Below are 22,373 nucleotides of genomic sequence, written 5' to 3'. Positions count from 1 at the left end.
AGCCAGTTGTAAATCCTAAGGCGAACGTATTTTTTATTTTGATAAACTTTCGCAAAATAATATGACGGATAATAATAATGGTCGATTTGAATGTCGATGAATGGACGCAGGAAGAGTTTTTGCGCAACAAACAGGCGTTAGAAGCCGAAGGGATCAGGGTACTGCTGATCGATACGATTCTAAACCCCATCGAGGGGATCGAGACTGTTACTTACAGCCCTCCGATGTTGCGCAGCGAACCTGAGGAGAGCGTGTTTGTCTTTTACTGCGATACGGGCAAATCTTCAAAAGAGCGGCTAAAAGAGTTTCGGAGCAAATTTCCGGGACATGCGTGTATCAGTTTGCGGGGAGGACGCGGTTATTGGCGGAAGAACTTACGGGTATAACCGAAGCGTGCGAAGCGTTTGTCGTCTCGATAGACGAAGGGCGCTATTATGACGCACACGAGGATTTGGAGGTGATCTGGCACCCCAAACGGTTTGAGGACAACGACGAGATGCGGGTCTGGAAAGGTTTCATCAATGCGGCGGTAAGTTTCGAGCTGATAGCACGCGGGCGTCCGAACCCTTCGAACGTCGCATGGCAAACCTATCGCAAATACAGTGTTCTGATCGAGACGCTTGTTACCCCCCATAAAGAACTCTACGTTAAAATAGCACAATTCATAGAACGAAAACACGCAGAGGTTCGTAAAGGAGAATAAGAATGTCCGAGTTTCTAGAGGCCATGGCGTTTCGGCACGCATGCAAAAAGTTTGATGCCGAAAAACAGATTCCAGCCGAGCAGTTTGAATCGATTTTGGAGGTCGCACGCCTCTCACCTTCATCCTTCGGGATGGAACCGTGGCGGTTGATCGTCGTCCGTAACGCGGGGCTGCGTAAAGCGCTCAAACCCTCATGCTGGAATCAAACTCAGATCACCGATGCGAGTGAGCTGGTGATTTTCACGACCGATAACAATGTCGTACGAAGCGGTACCCGTTACGTCAAAGATATGTTTTCCCGCAGGGGATTGCCGAGCGAGGCGGTAGAAACTTATATGGGAGTGTATAAAAACTATTTGGCTCCGATCGAGAGCGATGAAGTTTTATTGGAAAATTGGACGGCAAAACAGTGTTATATCGCCGTAGCCAATATGATGACCTATGCCGCGACATTGAAAATCGATACCTGTCCGATCGAGGGATTCGATAAAGAAAATGTCGAAGCGATTCTCGATCTCCCCGAGGGGCATTCTGTGGCTCTGATCTGTGCTTTCGGATATCGGGTTAATCCGCAAAGCGAACGCAAACGTCTCACCGCAGAGCAAATTATCGAATACCGTTAAGGCAACAGCATGTTAAAAATCGAACACTACGAGGACAAAGTCCAGCATTACAGCGATTTGGCGATGACCTATGCAACCGAATACGGGTTAAAAATACTCGGCTCTTTACTGATTTTTTTTATCGGGCGCTGGATCGCCGGCAAGATCGTTTTTCTCATCAAAAAAGGGTTGAACAAAGCTAAGGTCGATCCGACCCTCGTTTCGTTTGCGGCTAATGCGACGTATGTGGGGTTGATTGTCGTGATCGTGATCGCGGCGATCAGCAACCTCGGCGTCGAGACGACCTCGTTTGTCGCCGTGTTCGGTGCGGCGGGATTGGCCGTGGGGCTTGCCCTCAAAGATACCCTTTCCAATGTCGGTGCTGCGGTATTGATTATTTTCTTCCGTCCGTTTAAAGTGGGAGATTTTATTGAGACCTCAGGAGTGATGGGAACGGTCAAGACGATTAATCTCTTTTCCACGACGTTGACGACGACGGATAACCGCTCGATCATCATCCCTAACGGTACTTTGATCAACGGGAATATCATCAACTACACGGGCAACGACAAACGCCGGGTCGATATGGTATTCGACATCGATTACAAAGACGATCTGCGCTTGGCCAAAGAGGTGATCATGGAGGTTCTGAAGGCCAATCCGAAAGTGCTTGCCGAACCGGCTCCCGTCGTTGCGGTTGGAGCCCTCGCCCAAAACTCGGTTCAGATTTTTGCCCGTCCGTGGGTAGCGGTAGACGACTACTGGGACGGTATGTTTGAGATGACCGAAGCGGTCAAGCTGGAGTTTGACAAGCACGGTATCTCGATTCCGTTTCCTCAGATGGATTTGCATGTTCGAAAAGGGGAGATATGATTCGAAGGCTTTTATGGATTACTCTGGGAGGGAGTTCATTGATGGCGGCTGACGTATGTCCCCTTCCCGAGCATAACGGCGATATCGTCACGCATAGCGAATTTTCCTATATCGATAGCAAAGGGAACAGCAATACCTCTTCTCTGGCTTTTGAAGGTAATGCAAAGACCAAATGGGACTTACATATATTGCGGGTCCATCTGGATGCGTATCGAGCCTCTTCGGACGGCGAAACGTCTAAGAATAAATGGTCGAGCGAGTTTAACTACGACTATCAATTCGATGAGGTTTATTCTCTAAACTACATGATCGGCTATAAAGAAGACCATTTCAGCGGATACGAGTATAAGTTTTATACCGGACCGGGTATAGGGATGAAAGCGATTGATGAGAAGACACAGCAGCTCGATTTTCAGGCCAACCTTTTATTCGGAAGAGACAAGCCCGACAATGACGATTCGGAAAACTATTTTTCGACGAATCTCGGCGGAATATATAAATGGAAGATACAAGAGAACCTGAAATTTATCCAGGAAGCGACCTATCGTGTTAAACTTGATGACACAAAATACTATTTCCTCTATAGCAAAAGTGCGATCGAGAGCAAAATAAATTCGACCCTTTCGATGGGTCTGAGCTATAAAGTCGATTACGCCAATACGCCTCCAGCACCATCGCTTCATACCGACCGGACGTTCTTGGCTTCGTTGATTATCGATTATTAAATGCCCGAAAAGCCACTCCCGCCCCCAGCGCGGCGAGGGCTCCTCCGACAAACAGATACGTCGGCGTATACTGATAGAGCGCCCCTGCGCCGATCGCTCCGATAAAGCCCCCCAATCCGTACGAAATACCGAAAAAGAATTGCTGTGAGAGGCGGCGCGCTTTGTAAAGATGAAACAAAATGGCGATGGATGCCGAATGAAACAAAGCGAAGCTGAAAGCATGGAGGCTCTGTGCGGCAAACAGCATAAGGGTATGATCCGGGAAAAAGGCGACGATAAGCCATCGGAAAACGGTGATAAAAGCGGTTATTTGCAAAATTGCCGGGAGATTTCTCCGTAACAACGGCCCCTGGAAATAAAACATGATGATCTCGGCGATGACTCCGAAACTCCAGAGCCATACGGTAGTATCGAGTGATACTCCGTGATCGGTCGCATAAATGGTGAAAAAATTATAAAACGGCCCGAAGCTTACCTGCATCAGGAAAAAACCTATCCACAGTGAGAGATGTCCCATAAGCGAAAAACGGCACGATTCGTCCCCGGCGTCACATTCACTAAGCGGAAGTTTGCTTTGGCGGTTCCCGATAAACGCTCCGAAAATGAGCGTCGTCATCGCCATCGCGATTAAAAATACGATTCCGCTTTGCGGAGTGGTGAGATAATGAACCAGGATGAGGGCTACTGCGATGAAACCCAAAGAACCGAACATCCGAATACGTCCGTAGCGCTCTTTTCCGATCTGTTCGAGTGAAATAACCTCGATATAAGGGAGAACCAACGATATGCCGATTCCGAAGACGATATTCACGAGCAGCAAAGGCCCGAAATGCTCCAGTGCCGGATAAAAGCCTATAGCGCCGATTCCCATGAGCCCCAGAGAGAGAAAAAAGACCTTTTGATCGAGTTTAAACCCCTTCAAAAAGAGAAAAGGCATCGCAAAACGAACCAGCGGGGCAGAAGCGAAAACGATGCCGACGTGGAGAGGATCGTATCCCACCATGGTAAGAATTTTGGGGACGAATATGATGTGAACCCCGATCAGGGCAAAGTAAAAAAAGTAGAAAGCGGCGATTAGAACGGACACGTTAGGAGATACGTATTACGGCCGTGCCGCTGAGAAGATCGTGAAGGGTCCGTTTGTCTTTACGAAACGAGCCGATAAAAAAACCGAAAACGGTGATGAGAGAGACAAAGTAACCGATAAAACGGAGGATCAATTTCCAGTACGGGGCATTCTCCAGTGTTACGGCATCAACGACGCGGATAAAGGCGAGCTTTTTCCCGGGTGTTTGACCAAAGCGGTGCCATAGCCATACGTAGGTGATCATAAACAGTGCGATCTGGGTCAATGAAGCGATCGGATTAGGGGGATTCTGGTGTGCTTTATCGGTATGAACTATAACGTCGATAGCTGTTGCCGTATGCATTTGATCATAGCCGAAAACCATCATCATCAACAGAGAAATAGGAAGCCCGATCATAAAGATATCGGTAACAAACCCTAATGCACGGGGCCAAAACGGAGCGTATTCGATTTTGGGTTTGGAAGGTGCAGGTTTGGTATGTTGTTTTTTCTTGAGTGTTCGCCATCGCATGAGGGAATTATAACGTTATTACTGTTTGTTTACTAAGTTGTTTCATAATTCTTTTATCCCAATTGACAGCAGCAAGTCAAGGGAGATGTTTTTTCATTCATCACTCACTCCTTAAGTTTCAAAGCACCGGCAAGAACTCCTTACTTGCCGGACCTATCCTTAAACTAATTAACAATACATAAAAAACGAGATGACCGCTAACGCGTTATGCGTTAACGTTTAATGCCGAGAAGTGTTTCTAGGAGGGTATCGGAGGTAGTAATTGTTTTGGCATTCGCCTGATATCCGCGTTGGATAATAATCAGTTGAGTCAACGATTTGGAGAGGTCGACGTTTGATGCCTCAAGCGATGATGCCTGCATATAACCGCGTCCGGCAGTTGCCGCCGTACCGATGATCGGGTCTCCGGAGTTTGCCGATTGCAGATAGACGTTACCGCCGTCAGTGGTAAGCCCTTCATTATTTGAAAATTTCGCCATAGCGATTTGTGCCAAACCGAAAGAACGACCGTTGGTAAACGATCCGATCAAGGTACCGCTCGCATCGATACGAATTCCGTTCAAATCTCCGCCTGCATATCCGTCTTGGCTATTTCCACCGGTAGATGACTCATTATCATAACTGGTAATACCGTCAAATCCGTTGATTGTACCGAAATCAAGACTGATGGATTGATTCGGTTTGGAACCGTTGTTTCCGGTAAAGTCGATGGCCGGAATAGTATACCCGGCCAAGGCTCCGGTAGAGTCAAATGAGATGACTCCTGCCGGATTTAGAATATTTTGATAAGGAGCTACTCCTCCGATATCGGCAGGTTTCGGAACGCTGACACTATAGCTCCATGAGGTTCCAGTCGTTGCATTGCTGGATTGTTTGCGAAAGTCGATTTTCAGCGTATGTTTACTTCCCAGTGAATCATAGATGTCCATACTTACCGAGTGGGTTGCCGCATTAACCGCTTGAGACTGTTTGGTCGAGGTAGAACCTGCAACGATATTTCCGGCAAGAGTGGAAAAATTGCCTGTAAAAATTTCATTTTTAACCGTATTGGTATCTGTAATACCCGCAACTGCAATGCTGAGATCGCTGGCACCGGCACTGTTGGAAACAATTAATTTTCCTTGTGCGTTGTAATTGACAGTTGCTCCAGCGGATGCCCCCGGATTCAGGGCATTCGTAGAAGTCCAATTGGCTACGGCTGCACGGAAGTCTTCGGTGCTATTGAAATAATAGACGTTGGCATTGGTCGATGCCGTACCGTCGGTTTGTGTCGGGGACGTTGCAACCCCTCCGGCTCCCGTACCGGTCGTCGTGACATCGGCGATATTGCTGGTATAACGGAACTCGGCGTATGTTTGTCCGCCATCGGTACTGATAAAAATACCGTCTCCGCCTGTCCCCGGTCCGGCTGCTGCTGAAGTGAGTGAAAATGCTTCTCCACTGGCACTAAACATGACTCCCATATCTTCAGGTGTGACCGGATAACCGTCGGTATTGATAAATGCTCCGGTTGTATCCGTTTCATAGGTAGGAGAGAATTGGGTAATCGTAGTACTGGCACTCAAATTGGCTTTAACAACCATTTGTGTTGTTGCGCTGGCCGGTGTTGTCAACCCCGGCGGGATCGTGATATTACTGATAGGTGCCGTAGAATCGACTAAGCCTGTATTTTTATCCCGTACCCATCCTTGGACAATAAAGCCATTGTTATCGACGAAGTTCCCGGCGGCATCGAATTTAAAGTCACCCGAACGGCTGTATTTATAAGTGTTTCCTCCATCGGAACTGACGATAAAGAAACCGTCACCCTGAATCGCGACGTCGGTATTTTTATCGGTATTTTGGATCGATCCCTGGGACATGATTTTCGTGATCGAATTGACCGACGTCCCCAAACCGATTTGAACGGCATTTTTACCGCCCAGCTTTCCTTGCGGTGCTGTTGCAATTTGGTTGGTCTGTGCTAACAGATCGGAAAAGTTCGCGCGGGAATATTTATATCCGATTGTATTGACATTGGCAATATTATTCGATTCGACGTCCATCGCGATTTGATGCGATTGCAAACCGGTAACACCAGAAAAGAGTGACTTTAGCATAATATGTCCTTTTTATGACAGAGTAAAATTATCAAGCAAAAAATATTCCACTATTAACGATGCATCGCAAGAGCTTTTTGGATCATCTCATCTGCTGTGGTAACAGTTTTTGCATTGGATTGATAGGCCCGCTGTGTGACGATCATATCGGTCAACCCTACGGTAACATCGACGTTTGAACCTTCCAAATAATTGCTTCGTACCGATGCTCCGGCAACGGCATTGCCATTAGCATCGGTCCAAAACAGAGGCTTTCCGCTATCAGAACTTTGAGTGTAGTAGGTTCCTCCTTCGCGGTTAAGCCCCTGATCGTTTTGGAAATGATAAACAGCAACCCGTCCGATAGCACTTTGTTGTCCATTTGAAAAATCGGCAATGATTGTTCCATCACTATTGATACCATACTTGGTTAATGTTCCGGCAGATACACCGTCTGAAGTTGATGAACCACTGATACCGACACCGTCAATAGCAATAACACCGCTAAATCCTGTTCCAAGATTCATAGATACGAGGGTCCCGTCGTTATCGACCGAAGGAACAGTAAAGCTTTCTAATGCTCCTGATGCACCAAAAATGGCTTGACCGGTTTGGGTATCGTACACTGTACTGCCGTCATTGGAAGTTACAGTTGCAGTGACATCCCATGCTACACCGTCGGTAGGTTGCGTAGCGCTTTTAGTGAATGTTAATTTAAGACGGTTTATCTCGTTATTGGAGCTAATAACATCGGCACTAATCGTACGTGTTTCATCCGTTATTCCGAGATTCCCAAAAAAATTGGTTTGAGTCGTCGGTTGAACGGGATAAGCTAATTGAGAAGGAAATTCCAAAACCCCTTGACTATTGATATCAGTATAAGCAACAGTATTTGTAGGATTATTTAGGACATAAGCGCCGATTGTACCGTTTGTCGTTTGTGCGCCGTAATCAAATGTTTCGTCGTAGGAAAAGTTGGTTAGCATCGTCCCTAACACGTATCCCCCATCGGCCGTGACTAACCGATTTGTAGAGGAATTGACATCGCCAGGGACCGATTCGTAGGTATCAAACGAAAAACTTCCGTCTCGGGTAAAGACAGTTTGATCTTTAGACACGACACCGAAAAAGCCGTTTCCTTCCAATGCCATATCGCTAAAACGCTCTGAAGGCATTAACGTCCCCTGTGTAAATTGAAAGCTGGTTGCCTGCAGTTTGACCCCGTATCCAATGTCGTTAGAAGTGGGTGTATTACCACTTGAGATGACTTTGCTAAGCAAGTCGGAGAACTCAGCCGTCGAGCTTTTATACGCAGTTGTAGAGACATTTGCAAGATTATCGGAAATGACATCCAACCCGTATTGGCTGCTTTGAATCCCGGATATTCCGGTGTAATACCCTTGTGTCATAATAAATCCTCTGTAATGATCGGCAAAATTTAGTTATTCGTGATTTCAGTGATTTTACTGAAGTCGACATAACTCGATCCGAGCTTAGCGTACGTGGTGCCGCCTTCATACCGAATCGCCTCAATAGGATAGAGTCCTACTCGTGTGGTTCCGGATGTTTCGTCGGCTTTATTGTAGGTCGCTTCGACGTAATAGATACCGGCATCGAGCTCTTTGCCGGCATTATTCGTGCCGTCCCAGGTGTATTGGGATACCCCTGCATCCGTTGCTTCCATAGTGATGGTTTTGAGCACGTTACCTTTGTTGTCGAGAATATTGATTTTTCCGTCTGTGGCGGCTTCAGGGAGGTAAAGTTCGAATTTCGCATCCGATCCCTCTTCCAGCTGGATAGCGTTACTTCCGGTGTCGGCCATTTTTCCGATTGCTGAAATCCCCGAGTACTGCATCGATGTCGTCAATGCCGCCGTCAGCGATTCCAAAGCTTTGTTGGTATTTTCCGCCGATTCGAGCGTCGCGAGTTGTGAAGTCTGGGTCAAAATTTTCTCACTGTCCATTGGCTCGGTCGGATCTTGGTATTTTAATTCCACCATCAGAAGATTTAAAAAATCATCTTTTCCGAGGGCGGATGAGCCTGTTGTTTTTGTAGACGTTTTAGTTGATGTATCGGTATACGCCGTTCCGGTCGTATAGTTTCCGTATGCGTCGATTGCCATGATAATCTCCTTGAGTTAGATTTATGCGTAATTAGGGATAACAATTTCCAGAGCGCTCAACTGCTCTTCACTGAGTTCGAGTTCTTCGAACGACTGATAGGATTTGAAACGATTTTGCTGTTGGTTTTGCTGTCCCTGATTTTGGGCTTGCCCCTCGCCGCCGGACATAAAACTCATAGTTGCTCCGGTAATCCCCTGATGGGCGAGTTGCGCTTTGAGCTCGGTAGCGTTATGAGCGAGAAATGCAACGCTGGTTGCGTTTGATGATTGGATATTGACGTGAACGTTATTTCCGCGTTGGACGAGAGTTACTTCCACTTCACCCAGTTTTTCGGGATTGAGTTTCATCGTAAGACGAGTAAATGGCGGTTTGTACTCTTGAACGGCTTCTTTAAGATCACTCGCGAAATGGCGCATGCTTTGCTGAGCCTCTTTGCCCTTGACCTCAAGAGAATCGGCTTCAAGTGGTTGCATTATTTTGGCATTTTCCGTATCCGTCTTGCTATTTATCGCTGTTGTATCGTTTTTAGACTCTTTGCTCTCAGTATCGCCTTGCAAAAGGGTTTTTAAATCATTGATATCAGTAGCCGAGGTAGTAAGGGGAGTGGATCCTTTACCTTGGTGCCCTTTTGTTTCCGCGCTAGAAATATTATTGGTTGTTTCGCTTTTTAATGGAACGGTATCTAACGGTTGGCTCTCTTGTTGTTTTGAGGTTGATTTTAAAGATGATGTAGATGCTACTTGATCAGGCTTATTTAAGCCTTGCAATAATGTTTTTAGCGGTTGGGAATCTGTTTTGTCGGTTTTGCCGGATGCGCGTTCCGCTGGAGTCGATTCGGAGGGAGATTTAGTCTCTTTTTGCCCTTTGTTTTTGGTTTTGTTGAGCAATTGTACGATCGCTTCTGCTGAAGCCGTATCTTCCGGAAGAGTGGAGAGTTGTGAAAGAATTTTGGTATCTAACAGCGGTTTTGTCAACAGTTGGGAGGGCAAAGCGGCAGCTGTTGTATCCGCAGAATCCGATTCCATTATTGTAGAGAGGGTAATCGACTGTGGGTCCAATCCCATTTTTTCGGCCAATTTGACTAACCCTCCCAACGTTTTAGGGAGCGATTCGGGATCATTTAAGTACTCAGGCGATTTTGTGGTGATTTGGTTTTTGAGATACTCTTTCGCCTGATGAATCAGCGGACGAATCTGGTCGTTGCTCAAATTCGAAGTGATGTCGCTCGAGAAGAGAGTTGATGCTTTTTCATCTCCTAGCAACAGGGATTGCAGCTCTTTAGCGGAGGATGATGTTGATCCGCTGTTTTGGATAACGGTCTTTTTGGGATCGATAACGGCATGAAAATTGTTTGTTTTTACCGTCTTAGTCGTTTCTCCTGTCAAGGAAGAGATAACTTTTTCCCCTTTAGTCTGAGTAGAAAGGGATGATAACAGTTTTGCAAACAGATCGTTCGATTTGGAAGAAGAGGATTTTCCATTCCCTCCCAAAAGGTCGATAAGCGATGTGGACGCTTTGGTGTCATTACTTTGCACGATCATCAGTGATCCTTGATCGGGTACCAATCACCCGAATAGTATTAAGTGATAAGATAAAGCAAAATCTATTCCATTTATAATTTTGAAACCGTTCGGTAACCTTTGAAAATGCCTTAACACTTGCTTAACCTTAAATGAGATATAATCCGCGAAAATCTTTGCCCTATTCATGAAGGACAGCAATGCAAAAAATTCGTAATATCGCCGTAATCGCGCACGTTGACCACGGTAAAACGACTCTAGTTGACGGTTTGCTCAAGCAATCCGGAACGTTCGGAACCCACGAACAAGTAAATGAAAGAGCGATGGACTCTAACGCACTCGAAAAAGAGCGCGGGATTACCATTCTTTCTAAAAATACGGCGATCCGCTACGGTGAACACAAAATCAACATTATCGATACTCCGGGCCATGCCGACTTCGGCGGTGAGGTTGAGCGTGTTTTGAAAATGGTTGACGGTGCGTTGTTGCTCGTCGATGCATACGAAGGGGTTATGCCTCAAACGAAATTCGTTGTTAAAAAAATGCTCGGTCTTGGAATCAAACCGATCGTTGTTATCAACAAAATCGATAAACCCTCAGCTGACCCTGAACGTGTAGTAGACGAAGTATTCGACCTTTTCGTTGCGATGGATGCGACGGAAGATCAACTTGACTTCCCGATCATCTACGCTGCGGCGCGTGACGGTATTGCAAAACTGGACATGTCTGAGCCGGACGGCGATTTTACGTGTATGTTCAACACCATTTTGGAAAAAGTACCTGAGCCTACCGGTGATCCGGAAAACCCGACTCAGTTGCAAGTTTTCACACTCGACTACGATAACTACGTCGGTAAAATCGGTATTGCCCGTATTTTCAACGGTAAAATCGCAAAAGGGGATAACATTCTCCTTGCAAAAGCCGACGGTGAAATGATCAAAGGACGTATCTCTAAATTGATCGGCTTTATGGGTCTTAACCGTATGGAAATCCAAGAAGCGGAAGCGGGCGACATCGTTGCCGTTGCCGGTATCGAAACGGTAGACGTCGGGGACACGATCTGTGATCCGCAAAACCCTATGCCGCTTGATCCGATGCACATTGAAGAGCCTACGTTGACCGTTGTTTTCTCGGTTAATGACTCTCCGCTTGCAGGTCAAGAGGGTAAACACGTTACGGCGAACAAAATCCGCGAGCGTTTGGATGCAGAGATGAACACCAACGTAGCGATGCGTTACGAAACGGTCGGAGAAGGTAAATTTATCGTTTCCGGTCGTGGTGAGCTTCAAATCACTATTCTTGCCGAAAACATGCGCCGCGAGGGGTATGAGTTCGGTATCGGACGTCCTGAAGTTATCGTAAAAGAGATCGAAGGGGTCAAATGCGAACCGTTCGAGCACTTGGTCGTCGACCTTCCGGCAGACTTTGCGGGAACGATCATCGAGCGTCTCGGTCGCCGTAAAGCGGAAATGAAAGCAATGGTACCGATGGGTGAGGGCTTTACCCGCGTAGAGTTTGAAATCCCTGCACGCGGTCTCATCGGTTTCCGCGGTCAATTTTTGACAGATACCAAAGGTGAAGGGGTTATGAACCACTCATTCTTGGAATTCCGCCCTTATACCGGTAACGTTGAGAGCCGCCAATACGGAGCGTTGATCTCTATGGAAGACGGTGTTGCGCTTGCGTACTCATTGTTCAACCTCCAAGATCGCGGTGTCCTTTTCGTAGCACCGCAAACGAAAGTGTACAAAGGGATGATCATCGGTGAGCACAGCCGTTCGAATGACCTTGACGTTAACCCGATCAAAGGGAAAGCACAATCAAACGTCCGTTCATCCGGTGCCGATGAAGCGATCAAACTCGTTCCGCCACGTGATATGAATCTTGAGCGTGCGCTAGAGTGGATCGAAGACGATGAACTTCTCGAAGTTACTCCGCTTAACATCCGTATGCGTAAAAAATGGTTGGATCCGACCGACCGTAAACGTTACGCTAAAAAGTAATTTCTGTGTACTTTTCTCTTTAGCGAGAACAGTACCAAAAGAGCATACTGCGATCCAAGAACGCTACGTTCCTCTCGGCACTACTGCCTTCGGAACGGCTCTATGTGATGGATCACAGAAATTTCATGTTATAACTTCCCCATCTCTTTTCCCGCAATCATTCCGCTAGCCCATGCAAAGTTAAAATTATAGCCTCCGCGACGTCCGACGATATCGAGCACTTCCCCTGCAAAATAAAGCCCTTCAACCAGTTTTGATTCCATCGTTTTGTTATTCACTTGTGCCGTACTGATCCCGCCGCCGCTCACTTCGGCGTGTTTGAACCCGTGAGTATCGATCACCTCAAATTTCCATTCACCGATTAAATGGGCGAGTTTTTTTACCTCTTTGGGATTGAGTGCGGATACAGGTGTAGAAAGCGAGAGAGTGGAGTCTTCGAGGAGATAGGTTGCAATTTTGGCAGGGATAAGTCCGCAGAGTGCAGTATGGACATCACGGTTCGGAATGGAAGCAAACAGTTTTTCGATAACATTCACAAGGCTCGCTTTGTCATAGCGCGGCAGCAGATTCAGAAGGATACTAACGCGTTGTTTGTTTGAGAGGGCAAGAGATGCCTTCTGGCTGATGTCGAGGATTGCTAGCCCTGAAATACCGTACGTTGCAAATAGGATATCGCCTTGGACTTTTTCTTTGGGTTTGCCATCGATGATGAGGGTGACTTCGGCTGTTGTTTTGACCCCCGCCATTTTATGGTGATTTTTGGAGTTTAAATGAAGTTGCACCAAAGAGGGATAAGTAGGGAGGATATCATGTCCGAATTGTTTTGCAAAGCTATAGCCATCGGCAGATGAGCCCAGTTGGGGTGCCGCTTCGCTTCCTGTGGCGATTAAAACTTTCTTATAACGTTGTTTGTCCTGCAGTGTTTGAACGGTGAAATACATTTCGTCTTTTGTAATCGCGGTGACTTTAGAATCGGTGAGAATTTTTGCTCCCGAATCACTCACGGCACTTTTAAGTGCGATCAATACCGATTTGGCTTCATTCGAGAGGGGATAACATCGTCCGTCTTCTTTGATGTCTAGAATTAGGCCTATAGAGTTGCAAAACTTTTCAAAATAATGGAAATTGAGCTGCTTGAGGGCATAGGTGACGAAATGGGGATCGCTTCCCGCATAATCGTCGTAGGTGGCGGTGGTATTGATGATGTTGCACCGTCCGTTTCCGGAGGCTAATATCTTTTTTCCGACACTGTTATTATGTTCATAAATCGTGACGTCCGCGCCGGCGCGTGCGGCAAAAAGTGCAGCCATGAGTCCGCTTGCTCCGCCGCCGATGATCGCAATTTTATTCAAATTCACCCTTCTCTTCCATACAACTCGTTATACAATTCCATCGCATATCGATCCGACATGCTAGCGATATAATCGCTGATAACACGGTGAGGGTTACGGCGATCACACTGTTCCAGATAATAACGCGGAAGCATCTTCGGCTCTTCCATCAGGGCAGTGAATAGCCCTATAATAGCCTGTTTTCCGGAAAACATTTTTCGCATGATGTGTTTGTGCTGATAGAGTTCCTGATAGAGCAGTTTTTTCAGTTTTTTGATCTGCGTTTCGAGTTCTGCGGAAAAACCGACGGGGATCGTTTCGTTTGAGGCGATAACGGAAGCTAACACGCGCGTGTTATCGATTTTATTACGGGACTCTTCGAGAAGAGAATAAACAAGGTGATTGATGAGATGGGAACTAAAACGGTAACGGAACATTTCGTCTTCGTCTTCGCGTATCCCTTCGTCGTATACCTTTTGCAATATTGTTTGAATCAGTTCGGAAGATCGGAGGGTATCGAATGAGATTAGTCCCGAAGCAACGCCGTCGTCGATGTCGTGGCTGATATAGGCGATTTCATCGGCACGGTCGACGATCATCGCTTCGATACTGGGGTGGGTATCGAGAGCGAATGCTTCTCGAATAGAAGCGGGTAAAAACACTTTATTATACGGATAGGAGTGTTTTAAAATCCCTTCTAGTGTGGCGTAGGTAAGGTTTAGACCTAAAAAAGCTTTATAACGTTGCTCGAGTTTGGTAACGACGCGGAAACTTTGGAAATTATGTTCAAATCCATTCGTAAATCCCCGATCCTTCAAACATTCATCAAGGGTATCTCCGCCGATATGCCCGAAAGGGGTGTGTCCGAGATCGTGTGCCAATGCGATACTTTCGGCGAGAGACTCTTCGAGCCCGAGATGCGAGCTGATTGAACGGGCGATCTGGCTCACTTCGATACTATGGGTAAGGCGGGTTCGGAAAAAATCGCCCTGAGAGTTCAAAAAGACCTGTGTTTTGTATTCGAGACGGCGAAAACTCCCCGAATGGATGATACGATCACGGTCACGGGCGTAGGGGGAGCGGAAGTCGTCACTGATGGGATGAAAGCGTTGGGTAGGAAGCATAGGAACCTTTTTTTGTCTAATATGTAATTATACTCCGATAAAAAAAACTTTTTTTACACAAAATTAACACTTCTTTTCTACAATGGTGGTTCGATTCTCCTTCGATAGTTTGACCGAAGCATAAGCACCTTGATGTTTCGGTTTACTATATATTTACTACGTATTTACTTTTTGTTAATAATTCACCTTAAATTTCTAACAAAACAGGTTATAATTTTTCATCAAACGAGTTAAGGTACCGATATGGATAAAAATATTGAGAAACGGATTCAATCCTCGTTGATTTCTGATGTGGCACGGGATAATGCCCGAAACTATCAGAGAGAAAACCTCCAGACACGGCGACAATTGGAAGACGACTTTTTCCAAAAGTCACTCGATTATCGCGATTTTGTTTTCGCACCCGAGGGGTATGAAGGGATCGTCCTCGCTTTGTATATTTTGATCGTTCCGTATTTGGCCGGTTTGTTGTTTCTATTTTTGTTCGTAGCAGAGGCAAGTTACGAATATTTTCTTCAGTTCAATCTTGCGTCGTTTTTCATTATTTGGGCGATCGGGTATGAAGTGTGTGCCGTTTTGCTATTGGTCGGGATATTCTTGATGTGGTTGAAACATATTAACAATCGCTGGAATAAAGAGCAATCGCGCAAAAAACCGCCGAAGAAATATGGCTTTTAAGCTATTTTAGGTACAATCACGTTCTTTCTTTAAGGACAGCTGGCCGAGTGGTCGAAGGCGCACGCCTGGAACGCGTGTATAGGGCAACCTATCTAGGGTTCGAATCCCTAGCTGTCCGCCATACATCAAAACAATCCCCTCTAATTTAATTCAAAACATACAAAATAAACCCCTTAAATAGGCACTTTATTATCTAATTAGCCTCTAATATGTATTTATCCCATTTAATCGAATCTATCTTTTTAATGTAGGTTTTAATGTAGTTTCTCTATCATACTCCATTATGTAGGTTTTGAAACCTACATTAAGAGGGGTAAAACATGGCGAACAAGAAGATAACACCGCTCAAAGATACCGAAATAAAAAGTGCGAAATCGAAAGAGAAAAAATACACGTTAGCCGATGGGAATGGGTTGCAACTTGCAATTTTTCCCGACGGGCGAAAAGTTTGGGAAATTCGCTACACCGTGAACGGAAAGCCCAAAGCGACAACGGGAGGCACTTACCCCGCCGTCTCTCTCAAAGATGCAAGAGCCAAACGTGACGAACTCAAAGCGAAAGTTTTAAACGGTATCGACCCCATCGAAGAGAAAAAAGCCATAAAGAAACAAAAAGAGGATGAAGCCAAAGCCAAAGAGATCGAAACGGTGCGATCACTCAACACCTTTGAAAAAGTATCACGGGACTTTATAGACAGTATCACGGGCGAACTCGTACCCCGTTATCACTCTCTCAAACTGGCACGGCTTGAAAATCATATCTTCCCACATATCGGAGCTATGCCGATGGAGGACGTTACCCGTTTACAGATCATAGAATGTTTGGAGCAATTAAAAAACGATGGGAAAGCGGAAACGGCGAAACGTACTCTCAACATCATTAACCAAGTGTACCGCTATGCCGTCACCCGTGAAATCGTCCCCCATAACATTACGGCGGATATTGATAAACGCTACGTTATCGGCAAAATAGAAAGCAAAAGTTTCCCGACGATCACCGACCCCAAAGAGATAGGGAAACTGGCTAATTTGATCGATGAGTACCAAGGGGAAGTTATCACGAAATGCGCCCTTAAACTGGCGATGCTCACCGCTCAACGTCCTTATAATATCCGTTTCGCTGAATGGGACGAATTTGATTTAGAGGCGATGGAATGGCGAATAAGTGCCGAAAAAATGAAGATGAAACGCCCCCACGTTGTCCCGATCACTAAACAACTCAAAGCGATACTCGAAGAACTTACCCCGCACACCAAAGGACGAAGCCGTTACCTATTCCCTGCACTCTACACCACACAAAAGCCAATCAGTGACGGGACAATGAACAAAGCGTTAAGACGGTTAGGTTACGGTAATGATGAAATCGTATCGCATGGATTTAGAGCGATGTTTTCGACCGTAGCGAATGAGAACATAGAACAGCACGGCTATCACACCGACATCATAGAGCGACATTTAGCCCATACCGAAAAGAACAAAGTCAAAGGAGCTTATAACCGTGCGGAATACTGGGAACAACGTGTAGGGCTTATGCAATGGTGGGCGGATTTTCTCGATGAAGTAAAGAGAATGAAATAATTTATTTTATTAGTAAGCGAACGTGGAACGCCTTAATTATCGAACTTTAAAGCTACTTGCAATCTATTAGAGGAATAGCTATAATATCTCTACAATTTATTAATGTTAATTACGGAATTGATTGGTTGTGCTGGTCAATACTAATAAAATATTAGAAAATAAAGCAGGAATCCCCCGAACTATCTACGATGGTTTAAGCTGTGCTGAAGAGGGTAGTAGGTCTTTATAACCGATAGTAAGTGAAAGCTTATTGTTTGTTATAGAGTGCCTACAACTCCACTCCATACTACAAAAATCAAAATCACTTACTATTTATAAATTACGGAATAAGTTGAATTCAATTTCAGGAATTCTTCAATGAACGAACATTTTAGAGACAAACAAGCGGCTCAATATTTAGGTGTGGGTGTTTCCACAGTATGGCTTTACGCTAAACAAGGGAAATTACACCCGATCAAACTAAGCCCACGGGTAACAATCTTTAAAAAGAGTGATTTAGATGCACTCATTGACAGCATGACGGTATCAGCATGAAACACATTTATCATAAACGCTCAGTAATGCGCCGTTTTTTGCGGGATTTACTCAATGGAGAAAGTATCGGGGCATCCGATGGGAGACGTTACGGCGTTTCATGGTTAGCGAACTATGCCACAGAGTTACGAGAAGCCCACGGGCTGATTATCGACAGCGTACCAAGAGGCAAAGGGTTAAAGCACTATTACATTATCCGAAACAAAGAACACGCCCGTAAAGTGTTGGCTATGTTTGAAAAACACGCTCAAAAACCAAGCGGGAATAATGAATAATAATAGCTCCATTTCGGAGCGGTGCAACTCTCAAAAACAGCGTTTCAGCTTCAAAAAAATACCCCTTACAATAAAGACTAATACCATCTAATGAGATGATGAGGTCATAGTGTGAAAATGTTACATAAAAACAAGCCTCTATCCACGGCGGGGCGGGGCTTTGTTTGAGGTTGCGAAAGTGCCGTTATGATGCACTTTAAGAAAACGCCCCCGTAGTGTAGTGGTATTTACATTCCAAAATCTAATAAATGAACCAAGAAAAAAGCGGGTTGATTATGAAAGAAATACTCGAAAGAATTGAAGCCTATCTCAATGATTTTAATCAAGATCACGGGACAGATTTTGCAATCGACACCATACGGATAGACTATCAAAAGCAATACAAAAAAGAGGCGTTGGATAGTTTGGGTAAATGGCATAAGGTCACCCCCTCCTCTAATATTTCGGCAAAGCTGAAAAAGAGACTCAAAGATGATGAGATCACATCAGCCTATCAGTTTGAGCGTGAAAATATTTATTACTTCAATAAAAAAGACCCCATAAAAAAGAAATACCGCCATTCAGTCATGGTTATTTTTGGGATGAAGCAATACACCTCATCAGCTCCAAATACTCACACCGTCAAAAGCATTTTAAACATCCTCAAAGACGTTTCAGAGATTGACGTGTGTTTTGATATTCCGATACCGCCGAACCTTGAAGAGCTATCAAAGAGGTTTAATCTCACACCTTACAAAGACAGCGTTTATATCAACACGCCTAACATTCAGATGATCGAAAAAGTACTTATTTACAATAAGGCACTAAAGAACGGTTTAAATGCTCCATTATGGCGAATAGAGTTTAAGGTGACGATACCAAACGCCCGTGATTTAGCGATACCGCTTTACGAAATGAAAAAAGAGATCATAGACCTAACAAAGGGGAACGGATGAATACCAAACAGCGCAAAGCACTTGAAGCCAAAGCGAAAAAGAAGATCAAGGCGATAATGAGAGAATATCCATTATTCAAAGATACGGCGATAACAATCACGTTTAAAAATCCAAGGGGAGAAAATGAACGATAAACAAAAGAAGTTTTTACAGCTCAGAGCGTCGGGGATGAGTTTCGACAAAATCGCCATTGAGCTAAAATCATCCAAACAAACTTTAATACAGTGGGGGCGATTGTTTAAAGATGAGTTAAACGATATGAAATTTCAATCCCTTGCAACGCTCAAAGAGGAGTACCAATACACCGTTAAGGCGAAATATGAACAGCTCCTAAAACACCTCTCAAAGATCGATGAAGCGATAGAGAAATTTGATTACAGCACTGCGACACTCAAAGACCTTGCAACGGTGAGGAATGATATTATCGCTCAGTTAGAGAAGATCGAAAAACAAACCTCTTTTATACAGACGGGGTTAGTCACTACGTGCGAATACACGGGGAAAAAAGAAGCGGTAACGGTCAAGCTCAATGAGATCGAATGAACTAAAAACAATCCAAGCCGTACCGAAAATTAAACGATTGAAGCCTATCCCCTCACTCTCTCCACGTGAAGAGTGGCAACGGGGGGAGATAGTGAACGCCGTTAAAATCCTTTTACTCATTGCATACGTCAATCATGACGCTATGATGATAATAGAGGACGGCAAAGAGTGGACGGGCGAAAAAGCGTTATTGATTGATACCTATCTGTTAATCGTCAAAAAATTGTTTGGTAAACTGGATGATGGGTACATGATGAAAAAAGAATTTAATCAAATCAAAAAAGACTTAAAAATAAGGTTTGATAAATAACTGAAAAGGTTACAAAAAGGAAGCACTAAAACCCCGTTGTTATCGTACTTTGTCGATAAAAGGAAACACTAAAAAATCCCCTAAAAATCCGCTATAAAAACTTACTAAAAACGTAGTATCAAATTCAACACCTACCCCCGACATAATGGGGGCGTATCTCTTCAAATTCAACACTAAGTTAAAGCAATTCAATAGCCCTATTATCTCGATGAGATTGATCGATACAGCTTTAGAAAACCTAACAAAACCTTACCTTGCTAACTAATGTTAACTTTCAAAGATAGATCAATAGTCCGTCCAAGTTTGGACACACCCCGACAATGCCCCCAAATTTGGGGAGATCATAAAACATCAGGATTTTAATATCAAGATGATGCGCTCAAAATTGAGCCTAAAGTATTCCTTAGAGGGAAGCGGGGAACGAATTGCAAAAACATGAACGGTAAACATTGACATGATTAAGTTTCGGATTGATACAATGAGATCATCAAAAGAGTGATTTTATAGGGTCACTTTTTCGCTAATGTAGGTTTTAATGTAGGTTTCAAATACAAAAGCCTTTTAAATCCCAAAAATAAGGGATATTTTAATCCCTAGCTGGCCATAAAATCCTCTATTTACTGCACTTTCAAAGACTTTAAAAATCCTCAGTGACATTTTTATTCCGTATGCGTTTATATAGTTTACGCCATTAGTGTGTCTCACGAACTGCATTTTTCCGAACTCTTCTCTGCTTCGCGTATAGTATCATGTTTGCTAGCCGGATTTTAAAATACCTTTTGTAATTAAACTAGAATCTATATTTTATATTTACTTAAATAAAATGATTGGTGCAATAACACAAAAGGAGTTTAAAATGAAGTTATGCAAAAAAAACGTGTGGAGTCTCTTACTGATATCAGTAAGTTTAACAGCGGGAGAAGTATTGTTCAGTCCACCTGACGAACAGACGATACCTGCCGGGAAAACGGGTGATTTAATCCGTTATGGAAAAGAGTTGGTTACAAATTTCCCTTATTATCTAGGACCAAAAGGAAAAGTCGGACATTTCGGCGGAAATGGGTTAGGGTGCAATAACTGCCATCTGGATTCGGGAAGACGACCGTACGGTTTGAACTATTTTTCTGTCCACGCTCGATATCCGCAGTATAGAGGCAGAGAAGGGAAGTTTCTGACTTTGTCGCAACGGGTGAATAACTGTATCGAACGTCCGCTTAACGGTAAAAAAATGCCCTTAGACAGCAAAGAGATGCTAGCGATTGTCAGTTATATGAAATGGCTCGGAACGGGAGTTCCCACGGGAGCTCACGTTCCTGGAGACGAGTTGAAAGAGATTACGCTGCCGAATAGAGCGGCTGATCTTAATAACGGAAAAGTCGTGTATGAAAATTATTGTGCTTCATGTCACGGAAAGAACGGAGAAGGCCAAATCAAACCGGACGGAATAGCGTACACGTATCCGCCGTTATGGGGGTATATGTCGTATCAGCCCGGATCGTCGATGCATCGCGTAATCAAAGCGGCACAGTTTATAAAATATAACATGCCCTTAGGCGTAACATGGGAAAATCCGATTTTGACCGATGAACAGGCAATCGACGTTGCCGCATATATTAATGACGATCATCGTAAACGCCCAAAACCAAATTTGACAAAAGAGTATCCGTATATCGAAGATCGGCCGGTTTCATACCATATGGGGCCGTATCCGGACCCTTTTTCGCAGGAAGAGCATAAGTTCGGAGACTATAATCCGATTATCCAGTGGCGTAAAGAGCACAATGTAACGACTACTTATTAACGATAGATGTGTAGACATGGTATTCGCATACGAGTACCATGTTACGCACATATGTAAAATCTATGATTCGCAACTTTATTGTTTAGAAAATTTTTCTTTCTGCAGCCATTCATCGGCGCAACTGCAACTCTCCCCCATTTTGCGCATACAGTAGCAAGGCCGCGATACTAACCGCGCGATCCGCAATCCGTTCGAGATTTCTGAGGGTTCCGAGGACATTGACATATTCGGTCGAGTGTTCTGAATGGGTCATGATTAAAGAGAGAAAATCTTTTTCGATAATGGAAAAAAGATCGTCATTGATCGACTCTTCGATAAGGACTTTTCGGTAAAGATCGTGGGCACTGGCATGATCGATGTCCATAAAAAAAGCGTAAAGATACTCGAGGGTATGGAGCGTCGTCTTATGCAGTTGAATGATCGCGTTATTGAAGGAGGTTAAATTGTACTCTTCAAATATATGGTTGTTGAACCGCTTGCAGTATTTATCGATACTATCGACGATACGGTCGATTTCATTGGTCATTTTGAGATAGACAATCAGATCTCTAAGTTCATTGGCTTCAGGGCCGAAAAGGGCAATCGTTTGGATAATCTTCGTATCGATGGTATCTGTGATCGCTTTGACAGTATTGATTTTTGAGCGGACGGACGCATACAAATCGGTGTCGTTGTTCTCAAAAGCTTTGAGGGATTGTTGACTGGAGAGGAGAATGTCGTACAGAAGCGAAGAGATCATTTCACGGATTTCTGTCAATTTGTGTTCATAGCTTGGCAACATCGTATAACACCTTTCGGAAAAATGTAACACATTGTAGATGTAAAGAATCACACCCGCATTACAAGAAGAGCTTTTGTGTGTGCGGTATTTGTAATCTTTTGATTTTATACTCTCCGCATCATTTCCGATAAGGGGGGAGTGGCGATGACGTATAGAGAATATGTAACGGAAATGCACATAAAATTTCCGCATCATCAGCCGATGAAAGAAGAGGATTTTAACGCTATGCTCCGGATAGGACAAGAAGATCGGAAGAGCG

At 44.5% G+C, this 22,373-nt stretch carries 24 protein-coding genes and 1 tRNA gene; 16 read left to right on the top strand and 9 right to left on the bottom strand.

Annotated features, from left to right (window positions below):
• Positions 1-77 precede the first annotated feature (77 nt).
• From Q0389_RS08960 to Q0389_RS08940, 5 genes are read left to right on the top strand one after another with little or no spacing between them, the layout of a single operon-like run.
• Complete coding sequence (locus Q0389_RS08960; protein WP_298693605.1) at positions 78-386, top strand: hypothetical protein; 309 nt, start codon at positions 78-80, stop codon at positions 384-386.
• Complete coding sequence (locus Q0389_RS08955) at positions 362-703, top strand: DUF309 domain-containing protein (protein WP_298693604.1); 342 nt, start codon at positions 362-364, stop codon at positions 701-703. The genes Q0389_RS08960 and Q0389_RS08955 overlap by 25 nt, the downstream gene beginning before the upstream one ends.
• Positions 704-705: 2 nt before the next feature.
• Positions 706-1,326: an NAD(P)H-dependent oxidoreductase gene (locus Q0389_RS08950; protein ID WP_298693603.1), complete on the top strand. Its 621-nt coding sequence runs from the start codon at positions 706-708 to the stop codon at positions 1,324-1,326.
• 9 nt (positions 1,327-1,335) lie between these two features.
• Positions 1,336-2,178 (top strand): mechanosensitive ion channel domain-containing protein, encoded by an 843-nt coding sequence (locus tag Q0389_RS08945; protein WP_298693600.1) that lies wholly within the window; start codon positions 1,336-1,338, stop codon positions 2,176-2,178.
• Positions 2,175-2,903: a DUF481 domain-containing protein gene (locus Q0389_RS08940; RefSeq protein ID WP_298693598.1), complete on the top strand. Its 729-nt coding sequence runs from the start codon at positions 2,175-2,177 to the stop codon at positions 2,901-2,903. Before Q0389_RS08945 ends, Q0389_RS08940 begins: the two co-directional genes overlap by 4 nt.
• Here the strand turns inward: Q0389_RS08940 and Q0389_RS08935 are convergent.
• The 6 genes from Q0389_RS08935 to Q0389_RS08910 all read right to left on the bottom strand — a co-directional run bounded on the left by Q0389_RS08935 (position 2,890) and on the right by Q0389_RS08910 (position 10,243).
• Positions 2,890-3,990 (bottom strand): MFS transporter, encoded by a 1,101-nt coding sequence (locus tag Q0389_RS08935; RefSeq protein ID WP_298693596.1) that lies wholly within the window; start codon positions 3,988-3,990, stop codon positions 2,890-2,892. The genes Q0389_RS08940 and Q0389_RS08935 overlap by 14 nt on opposite strands.
• A gap of 1 nt (position 3,991) precedes the next feature.
• A complete protein-coding gene (locus Q0389_RS08930) occupies positions 3,992-4,501 on the bottom strand; it encodes an RDD family protein (RefSeq protein ID WP_298693595.1) in 510 nt (169 codons plus the stop codon).
• A 212-nt stretch (positions 4,502-4,713) separates the two neighbouring features.
• On the bottom strand, positions 4,714-6,600 hold the full coding sequence (locus tag Q0389_RS08925) for a flagellar hook-basal body complex protein (protein ID WP_298693593.1): 1,887 nt from the start codon (positions 6,598-6,600) through the stop codon (positions 4,714-4,716).
• A gap of 53 nt (positions 6,601-6,653) precedes the next feature.
• Positions 6,654-7,988 (bottom strand): flagellar hook protein FlgE, encoded by a 1,335-nt coding sequence (locus Q0389_RS08920; RefSeq protein ID WP_298693592.1) that lies wholly within the window; start codon positions 7,986-7,988, stop codon positions 6,654-6,656.
• A 29-nt stretch (positions 7,989-8,017) separates the two neighbouring features.
• Positions 8,018-8,701 (bottom strand): FlgD immunoglobulin-like domain containing protein, encoded by a 684-nt coding sequence (locus tag Q0389_RS08915; protein ID WP_298693591.1) that lies wholly within the window; start codon positions 8,699-8,701, stop codon positions 8,018-8,020.
• Between the two features lie 21 nt (positions 8,702-8,722).
• Positions 8,723-10,243, bottom strand: a complete 1,521-nt coding sequence (locus tag Q0389_RS08910; protein WP_298693590.1) for a flagellar hook-length control protein FliK — start codon at positions 10,241-10,243, stop codon at positions 8,723-8,725.
• Positions 10,244-10,422: 179 nt separating this feature from the next.
• On the opposite strand from Q0389_RS08910, the gene typA reads away from it, so the two are divergent.
• Positions 10,423-12,225, top strand: coding sequence for a translational GTPase TypA (typA, locus tag Q0389_RS08905; RefSeq protein ID WP_298693589.1), 1,803 nt, complete (start codon positions 10,423-10,425; stop codon positions 12,223-12,225).
• Positions 12,226-12,353: 128 nt separating this feature from the next.
• Here typA and Q0389_RS08900 read toward each other — a convergent pair whose 3' ends face one another.
• Together Q0389_RS08900 and Q0389_RS08895 are read right to left on the bottom strand one after the other, a co-directional pair.
• A complete protein-coding gene (locus Q0389_RS08900) occupies positions 12,354-13,583 on the bottom strand; it encodes an NAD(P)/FAD-dependent oxidoreductase (RefSeq protein ID WP_298693588.1) in 1,230 nt (409 codons plus the stop codon).
• Positions 13,580-14,680 carry a deoxyguanosinetriphosphate triphosphohydrolase gene (locus tag Q0389_RS08895; protein ID WP_298693587.1) on the bottom strand — a complete coding sequence of 367 codons (1,101 nt, stop codon included), beginning with the start codon at positions 14,678-14,680 and terminating at the stop codon, positions 13,580-13,582. The genes Q0389_RS08900 and Q0389_RS08895 overlap by 4 nt, the downstream gene beginning before the upstream one ends.
• A gap of 243 nt (positions 14,681-14,923) precedes the next feature.
• On the opposite strand from Q0389_RS08895, the gene Q0389_RS08890 reads away from it, so the two are divergent.
• The 10 genes from Q0389_RS08890 (at position 14,924) to Q0389_RS08845 (ending at position 21,333) form a co-directional block, all read left to right on the top strand.
• The gene (locus Q0389_RS08890) at positions 14,924-15,358 is read left to right on the top strand and encodes a hypothetical protein (RefSeq protein ID WP_298693585.1); all 435 of its coding nucleotides are present in this window, start codon (positions 14,924-14,926) and stop codon (positions 15,356-15,358) included.
• Positions 15,359-15,391: 33 nt separating this feature from the next.
• Positions 15,392-15,479 (top strand) — tRNA-Ser (locus Q0389_RS08885).
• Between the two features lie 199 nt (positions 15,480-15,678).
• On the top strand, positions 15,679-16,935 hold the full coding sequence (locus tag Q0389_RS08880) for an integrase arm-type DNA-binding domain-containing protein (RefSeq protein ID WP_298693584.1): 1,257 nt from the start codon (positions 15,679-15,681) through the stop codon (positions 16,933-16,935).
• A gap of 357 nt (positions 16,936-17,292) precedes the next feature.
• A complete protein-coding gene (locus tag Q0389_RS08875; RefSeq protein ID WP_298693582.1) occupies positions 17,293-17,469 on the top strand; it encodes a helix-turn-helix domain-containing protein in 177 nt (58 codons plus the stop codon).
• Positions 17,466-17,744: a hypothetical protein gene (locus tag Q0389_RS08870; protein WP_298693580.1), complete on the top strand. Its 279-nt coding sequence runs from the start codon at positions 17,466-17,468 to the stop codon at positions 17,742-17,744. Before Q0389_RS08875 ends, Q0389_RS08870 begins: the two co-directional genes overlap by 4 nt.
• A gap of 248 nt (positions 17,745-17,992) precedes the next feature.
• Positions 17,993-18,679 carry a hypothetical protein gene (locus Q0389_RS08865; RefSeq protein WP_298693579.1) on the top strand — a complete coding sequence of 229 codons (687 nt, stop codon included), beginning with the start codon at positions 17,993-17,995 and terminating at the stop codon, positions 18,677-18,679.
• A complete protein-coding gene (locus tag Q0389_RS08860) occupies positions 18,676-18,813 on the top strand; it encodes a hypothetical protein (protein WP_298693578.1) in 138 nt (45 codons plus the stop codon). Before Q0389_RS08865 ends, Q0389_RS08860 begins: the two co-directional genes overlap by 4 nt.
• On the top strand, positions 18,803-19,222 hold the full coding sequence (locus Q0389_RS08855) for a hypothetical protein (RefSeq protein ID WP_015654373.1): 420 nt from the start codon (positions 18,803-18,805) through the stop codon (positions 19,220-19,222). Before Q0389_RS08860 ends, Q0389_RS08855 begins: the two co-directional genes overlap by 11 nt.
• Positions 19,209-19,532, top strand: coding sequence for a hypothetical protein (locus Q0389_RS08850; RefSeq protein ID WP_298693576.1), 324 nt, complete (start codon positions 19,209-19,211; stop codon positions 19,530-19,532). Before Q0389_RS08855 ends, Q0389_RS08850 begins: the two co-directional genes overlap by 14 nt.
• Positions 19,533-20,388: 856 nt before the next feature.
• On the top strand, positions 20,389-21,333 hold the full coding sequence (locus Q0389_RS08845) for a c-type cytochrome (RefSeq protein ID WP_298693575.1): 945 nt from the start codon (positions 20,389-20,391) through the stop codon (positions 21,331-21,333).
• Between the two features lie 109 nt (positions 21,334-21,442).
• Here Q0389_RS08845 and Q0389_RS08840 read toward each other — a convergent pair whose 3' ends face one another.
• Positions 21,443-22,114, bottom strand: a complete 672-nt coding sequence (locus Q0389_RS08840; RefSeq protein WP_298693573.1) for a PhoU domain-containing protein — start codon at positions 22,112-22,114, stop codon at positions 21,443-21,445.
• Positions 22,115-22,373: the final 259 nt, after the last annotated feature.

The organism is uncultured Sulfuricurvum sp. (assembly GCF_937936435.1).
Lineage (GTDB): Bacteria > Campylobacterota > Campylobacteria > Campylobacterales > Sulfurimonadaceae > Sulfuricurvum.
Note: the sequence above shows the minus strand (reverse complement) of the source record. Positions and strands in the feature narration are given on the sequence as shown.